This is a genomic window from Mesorhizobium sp. M0077 (assembly GCF_040322955.1).
GTDB lineage: Bacteria > Pseudomonadota > Alphaproteobacteria > Rhizobiales > Rhizobiaceae > Mesorhizobium.
The window spans coordinates 64001-76226 of the sequence record NZ_JAMYUL010000017.1; the positions used below are offsets into that span (position 1 = coordinate 64001).

The following is a 12226-nucleotide window of genomic DNA, read 5'->3' on the forward strand; positions in this document are numbered from 1 at the left end:
AGGGCGGTCCCGGTAAGGGTCCGCCTATTCGCCTGAGACGCCGCGGCTGATCGGCGAGATGAACGGCGTGCTCCAGGTGCCGCCGACGAAGAATGACGACTGGTTGGATCCCTGCTGGCCATTGACCGGTGCCGCTGCCGGGTCGGCCTGGGTGACACCCCCCGAAAGCGCCAGCCCGCGTCCGCCGTAAGAGGCGATGCCGGACAGCCAGACCTTGTATTTCGCCGAATTGGCCTCGGCCTTGTCCAGCCTTGCCACACCCTTCGAGATGGTGGCCTTGAGCTCGGCGCCGTCCATCGGCAGTGTCCCGTCCGAGACGTCGTCGAGCGCGAAGAAGCCGCCCTGTTCCGTGTGCTTCAGAAATGCCGGCAAATTGAGCCCGCTCAGCGCGCCCGGCCCGAACGTCGCAGAGACCGAGCCGTCCGCGTTCTCGAAGATCGAGTCCCAGGATTTGCCCGGCCCTTTGAGAATGACCGAGACAGTGCCGGTGCTGGCCGGCACCAGCCGCGTCATTCCGGCCGCGGTGCCGAAAGCGGCGCCGTCAATGTCGGAGGCGAGCAGCCGGATCTCGACCTGCGAGCCCTCCGGTTTACGGTCGAAACGCAGGCTGCTTTGCACGTTGCCGCCAAAGGCCGACGCATCGGAGATATCAAAGACGGCAAGCCCGTTCTTCACCTGCGCCGTAGCGGCGACGTCGGCAAGCTGGATTGCGCCGGCCGAGGCATGCGCCGCTGACAGCCTCAGATCGAGATTGATCCGGTCGGCGAAGCTGGTGTCGATTTCGCCGGGACCGGTTTCACCGGTGGGCGCCAGCGGCGTGAAGGCCGAAAACAGCGACCTGAGGTCGAGCGTGTCGAAGGCGAGTGTGCCTGATATCACCGGCAAGGCGTCGCCGAACGAGAAATCCAGCGCCCCCATTCCCGGGTTGCTGTCGAGCGTCACCGCGGTGTTTTCGAATTTGACGCGGCCGGCGGTCGCCGTGATCTTGCTCGAAATCGAGACCGAACCGATCGCCGTACCAGGAGCAATGCCGGCCTGCGACCATTCCAGCACGCGCCGCAGCGAGGGTGCGGCGAATTTCGCCTGGCCATCGAAATAGGCGTTTTGCGACATGCTGGCCGTGCCATCGAACGAGAAGCTGGCCGGCGCTGCCTTGAACGAAAACGTGACCGGTGCGGCGCCGCCGGCAAACAGCACCAGCGGCTTGGGCGAGGCGGCATCGACGGTGACGCTCTCTCCGCGCCAGATTCCGGTCGCCGACAAGGTCGCGTTGCTGTTCATCGCTGCCCAGCTCGCCTGGCCGGACAGGCTGGTCAGCAATTCGACGTCCTTGCCGCCGATGGAGGCGACCATGCGGCCGTCCCTGAATTCCACTGTGCCGAACGGATCGGCGGGCAGCTTGCTCAGGTCCGGCTTCGTCGGATCGGCGTTGACTAGGCCGCGCGCCGTGTCGATGGAGCGGGTGATGCGTCCGCCCGTTGGTATGGCGGGCAGGAATATGCCGTTTGCGGCGCGCTGGACCCGGATTGTCGGCCGCACCAGCCGCGCCGTCGAAAACACCACATCGCCCTGCAGCGCCGCCATCGCCGAAAGGTCGACCTCGACCCGTTCGGCCTCGATCACCGGCGGCGCGTCGGTCTCGGTCCACTGGGACAGCGTGACGTCGCTCAATATGGCGCGGAACTTCGGCCACACCTCGATGCGCGGCGAACCGGCGATGGTGACCCTGAAACCGCTCCACGCGCTCATCTCCCAGGCGATGCGATCGCGCACGATCCGGGTCGAGGCAAACAGCGGCAGAGCGGCGACGACCAGCGCGATGACGAGCACGGCAACGCCGATCGCCCATATTCCGCGCCGGATCAAAGGTGATGGCATATTGCCCCGGTTGCTTTCATTCCGATAAACGCCTGACGGGTGTAACCGCCAGTCGTCACCACGCCTTCCAGCCGTCACTACGACTCAGGGCTGAGGCATTTCAAGTCTTTATGGCCCGGCGATGGCAATTGCGCACATATGGCCGAGTTTAGCGGAACAAAATCTTGCTCTGCCGCACGGTGGTAGGCATAAGCGATGCAGCTTCAGCCTGTTACGAGGCGCGGCGTTTTTGGGACAGCGGCGCCTGTAAAGCTGAGGCTAGTGCATGTCGCCCGGAAGAGTGCAGCGGTTCCGGGACAACGACGTGCATCAAACAAAAGCATATCTATCTTGCGACGCGACGGGCTTCAAGGAGGATCGATCATGGCTGCCGAAGCACCGCTCTGGACTCCGACGCAAGACCAGATCGACGCAACACCACTGACCGCGTTCATGAAGGCAGCAGCGGCCAAAAGCGGCACATCCTTCGCCTCCTACGCCGAACTGCACCGCTGGTCGGTCGAGGATCGCGAGGGCTTCTGGAGCCTGCTGTGGGACTTTTGCGGCATTGTCGGCGACAAAGGGACCGATGCGGGCGAGCCCGTGCTCGTCGATGGCGACAAGATGCCCGGCGCATCGTTCTTTCCCAAAGCGACGCTGAACTTCGCCGAAAACCTGCTGAAGAAGACCGGTTCCGGTGACGCGATCGTCTTTCGCGGCGAGGACAAGATCGAGCGGCGGCTGTCGTGGAGCGAACTGCACCAGCTGACCTCGCGCTTTCAGCAGCTTTTCCTGTCGCTCAAGGTGAAAAAGGGCGACCGCATCGCGGCGATGATGCCCAACATGCCGGAAACCGTCGCCGCCATGCTGGCGGCCGCCTCCATCGGCGCGGTCTGGTCGTCCTGTTCCCCCGATTTCGGCGAGCAGGGCGTGCTCGACCGTTTCGGCCAGATCGAGCCGGTCATATTCATTGCGCCGGACGGCTATTGGTACAATGGCAAGGCAATCGAGGTAGCCGACAAGATCGCTGCCGTTGCGGCGAAGCTCGAAACCGTCCGCAAGGTCCTGATCGTCGACTATCTCGGTACCTCGCGCGATATCGCAGCGATCATCGACAAGGCCGTGGCGCTCGAAGAGGCGCTGTTACCCTTTACCGCCAAAGCGGTCACGTTCGAGCGGCTGCCGTTCGCGCATCCGCTCTACATCCTGTTCTCGTCAGGCACGACCGGCATTCCCAAATGCATCGTCCATTCGGCCGGCGGCACGCTGGTCCAGCATGTCAAGGAACACCGGCTGCATGCCGGACTCATCGAAGGCGACCGCTTCTTCTACTTCACCACCTGCGGCTGGATGATGTGGAACTGGCTGGTGTCGGGCCTGGCCTCGGGCGCCACGCTGCTGCTCTATGACGGCTCGCCCTTCCACCCCGACGGCAATGTGCTGTTCAGCTTCGCAGATGCCGAGAAGATGACCTTTTTCGGCACCTCGGCCAAATTCATCGATTCCGTGCGCAAGGCCGGGCTCAAGCCGATCCGCAGCCATGATCTGTCGAGTGTGCGGGCTATTTCCTCCACCGGCTCACCGTTGTCGCCGGAGGATTTCCGCTTCGTCTATGACGGCATCAAGAAGGACGTACATCTCGCCTCGGTTTCCGGCGGCACCGACATCGTCTCCTGTTTCGTGCTCGGCGTACCGACGCAACCGGTCTGGACCGGCGAGATCCAGGGTCCCGGCCTCGGCCTTGCCGTCGATGTATGGGACGATGACGGCAAGCCGATCCGCGAGCAAAAGGGTGAGCTGGTCTGCACAAAAGCGTTCCCGTCGATGCCGATCGGCTTCTGGAACGATCCTGAGGGCAAGAAATACCAGGCCGCCTATTTCGAGCGCTTCGACAATGTCTGGTGCCACGGCGACTTCGCCGAATGGACCGCGCATGGCGGCATGATCATCCACGGCCGTTCCGACGCGACGCTCAATCCGGGCGGTGTGCGCATCGGCACGGCGGAGATCTACAATCAGGTCGAACAGATGCCGGAGATCCTTGAGGCGCTGTGCATCGGTCAGGATTTCGACAATGACGTCCGCGTCGTGCTGTTCGTGCGGCTGGCCGCCGGCGTGACGCTGGACGAGGATCTGGAAAAGCGCATTCGTTCCAAGATCCGCAGCGGCGCCAGCCCGCGCCACGTGCCGGCAAGGATCGTCGCCGTCAGCGACATTCCGCGCACCAAATCGGGCAAGATCACCGAGCTTGCAGTGCGCGACGTGGTGCATGGCCGCGCCATCAAGAACAAGGAAGCGTTGGCCAATCCAGAGGCGCTGGAGCTGTTCAGGAACCTGCCGCAGCTGGCTGAGTGACGCGGCCGGGATGGTTAACCAGATATGTCGGTCGAATTTACCTAGATTTCATGAGTGGTACACATTCGTAAATTTTTTGGACGGCCGGTAAGGAGTTGTTAAGGCCCGGCGTCGATAGTCGCACGTAACTTGAGGGAGAAATCCCGTTCCTCGTCCCCTGAGGATCAGATTCGCTCAAGCCCCCGTTGTGACAGCAAATCCCATTTAAGGCGTCCTGTTGGACGCCTTTTCTTTGTCCGGGATTCTCGCCCGGGAATGGCCGGCCCTATTCGGCCAGCACCCGCGTCGACGGGAAGGCGACCTCGACCAGCGTCCCTTCGCCCGGCGTCGAGGTGATGGTGAAGCGGGCGCGGTTGGCTTCCACCATCGCCTTGGTCAGCGGCAGGCCGAGACCGGTGCCGTCGCCACGCCCGCGCTTCAGCGCATTGATCTGCTTGAACGGCTTCAGCGCCTGCTCGATCTCGGCATGGCTCATGCCAATGCCGGTATCGCGCACCCGCATGACAACGTCGCCGGAGGTTTCATAGGCGGTCGACACGATCACCTGTCCGCCGGCTTGCGTATAGCGAATGGCATTGGACAGGATGTTGAGCGCGATCTGGCGCACGCTTCTGAGGTCGGCGACCACTTCGGGCAGTCGCGAGGCGAAGCTGGAGCGAATGATGACACGCTCGCGGTTGGCCTGCGGCTGCATCATCGCCACAGTCTCGGCCAGCGTATCGTTGAGCGACACCGCCTCGTAGTCCATTTCCTGCTGGCCGGCCTCGATCTTCGAAATGTCGAGGAGGTCATTGACGAGATCGAGCACATGGTTGCCCGAGCGGTTGATGTCTCTGAGATAGTCGCGGTAGCGGTCATTGGCTACCGGGCCGAACTTCTCGTCCACCATCAGCTCGGAAAAGCCGATAATGGCGTTGAGCGGCGTGCGGATCTCGTGGCTGATGCGGGCGAGGAAATCGGTCTTCTGCGAGGAGGCGCGCTCGGCCACCGCGCGCGCCTGGGTCAGATCCTCTTCGGCCCGCTTCCACTGCGTGATGTCGCGCACCACGGCGCAGAAGCCGCTGTCATTGGGCAGCCTGCCGATGGTCATGAACAGCGGGATGAAGCGCCCTTGCGCCTCGCGCCCGATCACCTCGCGGCCATCGTTCATCACACTCGCCACGCCGGGCTCGGACAGGCCGTTCAGATAGTCGCGGGCCGCGCGCTGGCTTTCGATGGCAAACAGCGAGGCGAACGGTTTACCGCTGACGTCGTCGCTGTCGAAGCCGAACAGCGCCTCGGCCGGCCGGCTGATCGAGCGGATGTCGCCGTCGCGGCCGATCAACACCACACCATCGGTCGCGGTGTCGATGATGGTGCGCATCTCGGCAATGCGCGCTTTGAGTTCGGAGACATCGGGCTGCGTCTGCTCCTCGGCTGCGAGATGCGCAACCATCGGCGGCTCGTTATCGCCGGTACGTCGCACCACCAGCATCAGCGCCTTGCCGGCGCGCCACGGCACCGAACGCAAAATGGCTTCGATCGGAAATTCCTGGCCCTCGCGCGTCTTCAGCTTGAGTGTGTGGTCGCTTTCGCCGGCCGTTTCTGAATAGGGATCGGCAAACAGCGCGTCGAGCCCGCCGGCGTCGCTCAGGTCCTCAAGCGTGTCATAGCCGGTCAGGCCGAGGAATTCCTCATTGGCGTAATGAAGCTCGTCGCCCGAATGGATGAGCAGCGGCACCGGCAGCTTGCCGAGGATCGACGTGTCAGGGGCCTTGTGTTCATCTCCGGCCGAGAATGCCGAAGGCATGAACCCCTCAAGCTTGAGCGGCGGCACTTTCAGGCGCTGTGGTTCTGCCGGCACTGTGTCCGCATCGCCGGCCTTGTCCCCGTCTTCCACGGCCGAGTCAGTCGCCTCGTCGGACGGCGCCCAATCCTCATTGTCCTCGGCATCGCGGAAATCGGCCGACGTCATGCTGTCGTCTTCACCGGCATTGGCCGGCGTCTCGGCAACAACCGGCTGTGACTCTGCGGCCTCGACGATCTCTTGCGCTTGCGTATCATCCGGTTCGGGAGCCGGCGCCGGTTCGTCTTTGGAAGACGTCGCTTCCGTACTGTCTCCGGTGACGGAGCCTGGTTCGGGATCGGCATAGTCGAGCAGGGAGCGCGACACTGTCGGCGCCTTCGCCTCGCCTGCTTCGCTGTCCGCAAGGCCGTCGTCCGGCTGCTCGCCGTCAAGCCGCGCCAGGTCCTTTTCGTCCTCGGCATCGCTTTCCGGCGGTTCGGCCTCAGCCGTTTCGCTTTCGGGCGCGGAGGCCGACGGTTCAGCCGCGGCAGCCGGGCCGGCTTCGTCCGGACTCGAGACCTCGGCGGCTTGCCGGGCTGGAGCGGCTGTTTGAGCCTGGTCCGCTTCGACATGGTCCGGTTTGGGATGATCTCCCTTGGCCCGCTCCAGCCTGGCCTCGTCCGGCGTTGTTTGACTGGTCCTGGTCGGCTCGGCCTGCTTGCCGGCATCCGGCTGCTCCGGGGGGGGATTGTCCTTCTTCAGCCGCTCGCCGATTTCGCGGAAAGCGCTGCGCTCCAGCGTCGACAGGCCCCTCTCGCTTGTCGGCTGCTTGTCGTTGGCGGGCTGCCGATGCTCGGCCAGCCGGATGACCTTGTCGGCAAAACGACGTTCCTGCTTCGGCACGATGGTCAGTGCCGGCACTTCGCCCTCGAACGGATCGGCCGCCCTGGGAGCTTCCGCCACGGGCTGTTCCGGGGCCGGCTCGGCTGCTGCCGCTGGCGCGCCATTGGGGACCAGCGCCATGCCGATTGCTTCCGGATCGACCACCGCATCGCCGGCGCGGGCGACGCCGAAACCACGAAAACCTTCGAAGGCGCGGCTGCGGCCATAGACAGGCAGTGCTGCCAGATCGACCGGTATCTTCAGGTCGGAGCCGGCAACCGGCCACAGTACCGAGCGGCCCGACCAGGTGTCGCGCCGTTCAAGCAGGCCCGCGATCTCGCCCGAGGCGTCGAGGCCGAAAATTGTCGCGACGTCCTTGAAGCGGCGGCCGATCACGTCGGCGGCGGCTTTGCCGACAATGTCGCCGAATTCCGGCGACAGCGCGCTGAACTTGCCCTCGGCGTCGGTGCGCCAGACGAAGCGCAGCGGCGGCGCCGAGCGGTCGATCTCACGTTTGGCGGGAGGCGCAGCCGGTGGGGCTGCGTCAGAGGGCAGGGCGGGCGCAGCGGCACTGCAGTCCAACTGCGCACTCTCGGCCGGGGAAACAGAGTCCGGCTCGGCCTGCGCCGGGCTGTCCGGCTCGCCAGCCTGCGGCTCTTCGCCGGCATGGAAGTACCAATGATCATGTTGCGCCGGCGCGCTGTCATTCGCCGCCTGCTCGCGGCCGGTCGTCTGCTCGCGATGGTCCGCCTTTGTATCGGTTGACGCCGAAGCATCATGCTCGGTGGCAGCCCGACCTGTCTCCCCGACATCAGGCGCGGCCGCGAGTGGGGCGCCCTGATTCCCGCTTGCGGTGGGGTGGTCAGCCACCGCATCCACCGTTACCGCGTTCTCCGCGGCGGCTTGCGCCGGGCCATCGTCGACCTGCGCTGCAGCAGGTTCGGCATCCAGCTCGCCGACAGGATTTTCCTCACCGAGCTGATCCTCGTCGATGACCACCAGCAGATGCCTGGACTCGGTCAGGCGCGCGAAGCCGGCCGGATAGGACGTGGCGCCGCCGGGGACCAGCCGCTTGACGATGCGGTCGTCCTGGCTCGCCACGTCGGCGACAAGCGCGGCCAGCGTCTCAGGCCGGATGGCGAGCGCGCCAAAGCCATCCGAAGCCGCCTCGACAGTGCCGGCGGCGTCGACAAAGGCGATGAAATGGCCGTCTTCGGTAAAGCCGCTGATGGCGCGGGCCGCAATGTCGGCAGCACTGCGCGAGCCGGCCTGCGCTGCCGGCACCACCAGCATGATGGCGCTTTCGCCGTCCGGCATAGTCACCGCACTGGCCAGGAAGCCGACGGCGCGGCTGGTGATGCCGGTCGCCAGCCGTACCGTAATGGCGCGGTCGCTGCCGATCTGCGGGAAGCCCGCGGTCGCCATGATCTGACGCCTGGCGATCAGCGGCAGCTGTGCCGAGGCGCCGATGATGGCCTCGATGTCGGGATAGCCGAACACCGCAGCGCCCGGGCCGTTGGCCCAGATCACCTGTTCGAGGTCGGCCGACAGAATCGCGATCGCGTCGCCGGCGGCGAAGCGCTGGCGAACCGCATCAAGCACGGCGACATCGAGGAAAGAGTAGTTCTCGGAAGGCATGCGCTTGGCGGACCCTTTCGGTGAAACCTCTTGGCGAACCCCTCTTGGCGAACCTACAAGGCGGGCAATTTGCAGTTAACGCTTTGTTAATAAAAGCCCGCGCGGCGAAGGTCCACAAGCCATGGCGGGAAGCAGGTGGAATCTCTGGCCACTTGGTTAACAGCCCCTCGGGATGCCCTTGGGTAACCTCTTGGGGTAACGCATGGGAAGAAATTATGGTGCACTGCAACAAAGATATTGCATCGCACAAAAAAACCGCTATATTGCCATCATACATGAACGAGACGGCTTTTTGTCAAAGCCGCTACCCCGAAAGGATGGAAAATGACCAAGGCCAAGACCGCTGAGACCATCGAAAACGTCGAATTCCCGAGCTTCGACGCTTCCAAGGCAACCGATCAGATCCGCGCTTTCGCCGAAAAGGGCGTCGAGCAGTCGAAGGAAGCCTACTCCAAGCTGAAGACCGGCGCCGAAGAGACCCAGAAAGTCCTGGAATCGACCTTCGAGACTGCCAAGACCGTTTCCAGCGACCTGTCGCTCAAGACCATCGCCGCTCTGCGCGCCAATGCCGAAGCCGGCTTCTCGCATCTCGAGGCCCTCATCGGCGCCAAGTCGCTGTCGGAAGTGGTCGAACTGCAGACCGCCTTCCTGCGCAAGCGCGTCGAGACCACGGTCGAGCAGGCCAAGGACTTCCAGGCTGTTGCTTCGAAGGCTGCCGAAGACGTCTCCAAGCCGGTCAAGACCGCTTTCGAGAAGGCCCTGAAGGACATCAAGGCCGCCTAATAATTGCGCACAACTCTGCGATGCATCAAAACGTCGCATTTCGTCAGACAAATAGGTGTGCGATAGAGTTGTCCAAATGAATACCCGGCGAGTGGAACCTCCTCCCTCTGCTCTCCGGGGTGACCAGCCAGCACCTCCTCCCGCTGGCTCGTAACAGGAAAAGGCCGGCACCTCCTCCCGCCGGCCTTTTTCTTTTGCCGAAGAAACCGGCGCCTGTTGGCAGAACCGGCTTTGCCTTATCAAAGGCCTTGAATTAGTCTCTGATAGACCGTATTGGACGCATCGCCGAACGACAGAGCGGATCTCGGAGAGTGAATTTTCACCACGATCTGGCTCAGGCGAACGTGCCGTTGTAGCTCAGATGGTTAGAGCGCCGGATTGTGGATCCGGAGGTCGCTGGTTCGATCCCAGCCAACGGTACCATCGAATTTCCCGCTAAAGTATTGATTGCCGATCCCGACGATCCACGAGAGATCAAGACACCTGTATGGCCCTTTCGGCAGGGCAGGAAGACCCTGACTGCGCACACACACCGCGGTGCGGATACCCGCGCCGCAGCTTAGGTTTCATCTTACTCCAGCGGTTCGTCGGTCGGCCGAGGCGTCGTGCCTGCCTGACGAGGACGGCCGGCATTGCGATTTGCAATACGGCTGTCGAGCGGCGATCTGGACGCTTGCTGGGCGCCAGCGGTCTTGGGTGCCGTCGGCTTGGCGCCGGAATCGCTGTCTTCAGCATCGCGACGGGGATGTGGCAGGCCGGCGGCGTCAGGCGACCTGACCGGGGGTGTGGCGGCCGGGTTTGTCGATGCGGGTTTATCCTTGGCCATTTTCAACTCTCGCCTTTTCAGCATGCAGACGGCCGGACAACAAAGTCGGGCCATTGGATAGAACGGTCAGCCGTGCGGGCGCATCACCACTTTGATGCAGCCGTCCTCCTTGTCGCGGAAGGTTTTGTAAAGCTCGGGCCCGGCCTCGAGGCCAGCCCGATGGGTGATCACGAATGACGGGTCGATATCGCTGTTGTGAACTTTCTGCAGCGATGTCGCGTTCATCCTGGATCGTCGGATCGGCCACCTGATCGCAGCGTATGTCGCCTTTGCCGTGCCATGTGAGGGCCTGCATGTGCTGTTCCTTGACGACAAGCTCTGCAAGCCCGAACTTGGCTTGATGTGAAATGTTCCCGCTTCGAACGAGCATCCGGCCTCAACCCTTGGCGGCCGAGCCGGGTTCGGCCATGCCGCAATGCTGCTCGGCCAGGGTGCCGGCCGGCGTTCCATGCGCCGCTGCAACCTGCAGCTTGTTTTTCCAGCCGCTGATCGCCTGCTGCCACGACCGCATCCCTGATCGCTTCGCAGGGCAGAGGTTTGGCGCAAGCGCAGGATCTGCTATCGCGCCAGCATCGCGGCGACAACGAACACGACGGCGGCAACGACGACAAGCGCGACAATGGCCAGCACCGGGCCGTTTTTACTCGGGGCCGGGGCGCGCTCGTCGTCCGGCCGCCGCATCGCATTGGCGAAGCTTGCTTGATTAGCGAAAGCCGGCGTGCCCGTCGCTGCGGGAACCGGCACGGCGCAGGTGTCTGCTGCTTCGGCATCGGTTTCCATAGGCGCCGCCGCCGGGTCGAATCCCGGCGTCTTGTCCTCTGTCACCCCAGACTGAATATCGCCTCTGTCTTCGGCCGGGTTACGTTCGACGTTCATGATGATGCTCCTGCCGCTGGCCCGGGCTTCCCCAACCGCGAGCGGATCAGGATGTTCCATCGGGCGGAATCGCCAACAACGAGGAGCAAATTCAGATAGCCTTCAAACAGATGTCCCTGGTGGCAACGCGGGCCTTGCAACCGGTCAGCACCGGATTGGTGGTCTGTTGTAGTCGGCCATGGTCGGCAACGCGGCAGATTCGGCAAAGTTCCAGTCTGGCTCGCAATGCCCGCTTACGCACACCGCCGCTCGTTGACCTTGAGCTGGCTCGTTCCAGCCACTCCAACCCAAATTGCCAGTCCGGCTCCCGGCGGCGCGCTGTTTGGATTCCGTGGGAACATCAACAGCGCCAGCGAGTTCGGTATGTGCAGCGAGTTCCCTGTTCGCCGCATGGCCAACATCCGGAGCTCTTGACTGCCCGCGTCTTCGCTCCTGGAGCGCGGGCCACTCCTCTTAGCCCAAGGTTGCGATCATGAGCAGAAACATTCCGGAAAAGCGGGCCAGGCAGGGTGGCTTGGGGCGACCGGTCCTTGGCGTGCTCTTGGCCGGCCTTGTCTTGGCGCTCGTTGCCTGGGGGATCGCTGAAATCTATGGCGAGCAGGCTAAGACACCGGCGACACAACAAAACAGCCGGGTTCCATCGCCAGATACTTACAGCCCAAATCCAGGCGAAACGGACCCGGCAAACTCCAAGGCCGATGATGTGAATGGTGAACCGGTGGACCGAAATCCCAAGCTCGACAAGGATCCAACGCCGCGATCAAGCACTGGCGGGGATCAGCCAGGGACACCGCCAACTCAACCTGCTTCGCCATAGCGTTCGGACCTGTTGATGAACACATCCAACAGCAGATGCGGAAATGTGGAGCGGCGATTTCAGCCAATTTCAAGAGCCGGGTCTGTCAATAATCGCCGGCGCTCTCTGATAGCTGGGGAGCCACAAAACCTCCGCTGATTCTTACCGCTTGCTGGATGGCACTGGCGGCTCCAGACCGACTGCGCGCTGTGTCACGCCGGCAGACCTTTGCACCTCTGGGCGCTTTTGAACTTGCAAGTCGATGGAATCGGGCAAGCTGGGTGTAGATGATGCAGTCGTCATCTTATCGAGGTCCGGCAGCAACACCATCTTTGCGTAGCGTGGAGGAACCAGATGGCCTCCGAAAACAGCGAATATCCCGCACACGAATAAAGCGAGAAGCAGGGCCGTAAGCACATCTGTGAAAATCTCGACAAATCTCATGTGC

At 63.2% G+C, this 12226-nt stretch carries 6 protein-coding genes, 1 tRNA gene and 2 pseudogenes; 4 read left to right on the forward strand and 5 right to left on the reverse strand.

Annotated features, from left to right (window positions below):
- Nucleotides 1-24: 24 nt before the first annotated feature.
- On the reverse strand, nucleotides 25-1878 hold the full coding sequence (locus tag NKJ57_RS26295; protein ID WP_023692376.1) for an AsmA family protein: 1854 nt from the start codon (nucleotides 1876-1878) through the stop codon (nucleotides 25-27).
- Nucleotides 1879-2241: 363 nt separating this feature from the next.
- Here NKJ57_RS26295 and NKJ57_RS26300 point away from each other — a divergent pair, with 363 nt between their 5' ends.
- Nucleotides 2242-4212, forward strand: coding sequence for an acetoacetate--CoA ligase (locus NKJ57_RS26300; RefSeq protein WP_352513147.1), 1971 nt, complete (start codon nucleotides 2242-2244; stop codon nucleotides 4210-4212).
- A 265-nt stretch (nucleotides 4213-4477) separates the two neighbouring features.
- Here the strand turns inward: NKJ57_RS26300 and NKJ57_RS26305 are convergent, their stop codons facing one another.
- Nucleotides 4478-8497, reverse strand: a complete 4020-nt coding sequence (locus NKJ57_RS26305) for a PAS domain S-box protein (RefSeq protein WP_023692374.1) — start codon at nucleotides 8495-8497, stop codon at nucleotides 4478-4480.
- Between the two features lie 324 nt (nucleotides 8498-8821).
- Between NKJ57_RS26305 and NKJ57_RS26310 the strand changes: the two genes are divergently transcribed.
- Both NKJ57_RS26310 and NKJ57_RS26315 read left to right on the forward strand, forming a co-directional pair.
- Nucleotides 8822-9280 (forward strand): phasin, encoded by a 459-nt coding sequence (locus NKJ57_RS26310; protein ID WP_023669330.1) that lies wholly within the window; start codon nucleotides 8822-8824, stop codon nucleotides 9278-9280.
- A gap of 346 nt (nucleotides 9281-9626) precedes the next feature.
- Nucleotides 9627-9703, forward strand: a tRNA-His gene (locus NKJ57_RS26315).
- Between the two features lie 469 nt (nucleotides 9704-10172).
- On the opposite strand, the pseudogene NKJ57_RS26320 reads toward NKJ57_RS26315, so the two are convergent.
- From NKJ57_RS26320 to NKJ57_RS26330, 3 genes and pseudogenes are all read right to left on the reverse strand, one after another.
- A pseudogene (locus tag NKJ57_RS26320) lies at nucleotides 10173-10298 on the reverse strand (glutathione-dependent formaldehyde dehydrogenase); the annotation flags it as partial.
- Between the two features lie 184 nt (nucleotides 10299-10482).
- A pseudogene (locus tag NKJ57_RS26325) lies at nucleotides 10483-10596 on the reverse strand (SDR family NAD(P)-dependent oxidoreductase); the annotation flags it as partial.
- Nucleotides 10597-10664: 68 nt separating this feature from the next.
- On the reverse strand, nucleotides 10665-11042 hold the full coding sequence (locus tag NKJ57_RS26330) for a hypothetical protein (RefSeq protein ID WP_502882127.1): 378 nt from the start codon (nucleotides 11040-11042) through the stop codon (nucleotides 10665-10667).
- Between the two features lie 412 nt (nucleotides 11043-11454).
- Here NKJ57_RS26330 and NKJ57_RS26335 point away from each other — a divergent pair, with 412 nt between their 5' ends.
- The gene (locus tag NKJ57_RS26335) at nucleotides 11455-11799 is read left to right on the forward strand and encodes a hypothetical protein (RefSeq protein WP_081725440.1); all 345 of its coding nucleotides are present in this window, start codon (nucleotides 11455-11457) and stop codon (nucleotides 11797-11799) included.
- Nucleotides 11800-12226 lie beyond the last annotated feature (427 nt).

Excerpts from the sequence above, each read along its gene's own strand:
- NKJ57_RS26295 (WP_023692376.1), bottom strand. The coding sequence starts at position 1,878 with ATGCCATCACCTTTGATCCGGCGCGGAATATGGGCGATCGGCGTTGCC.
- NKJ57_RS26300 (WP_352513147.1), top strand. The coding sequence starts at position 2,242 with ATGGCTGCCGAAGCACCGCTCTGGACTCCGACGCAAGACCAGATCGAC.
- NKJ57_RS26305 (WP_023692374.1), bottom strand. The coding sequence starts at position 8,497 with ATGCCTTCCGAGAACTACTCTTTCCTCGATGTCGCCGTGCTTGATGCG.
- NKJ57_RS26310 (WP_023669330.1), top strand. The coding sequence starts at position 8,822 with ATGACCAAGGCCAAGACCGCTGAGACCATCGAAAACGTCGAATTCCCG.
- NKJ57_RS26330 (WP_502882127.1), bottom strand. The coding sequence starts at position 11,042 with ATGGAACATCCTGATCCGCTCGCGGTTGGGGAAGCCCGGGCCAGCGGC.
- NKJ57_RS26335 (WP_081725440.1), top strand. The coding sequence starts at position 11,455 with ATGAGCAGAAACATTCCGGAAAAGCGGGCCAGGCAGGGTGGCTTGGGG.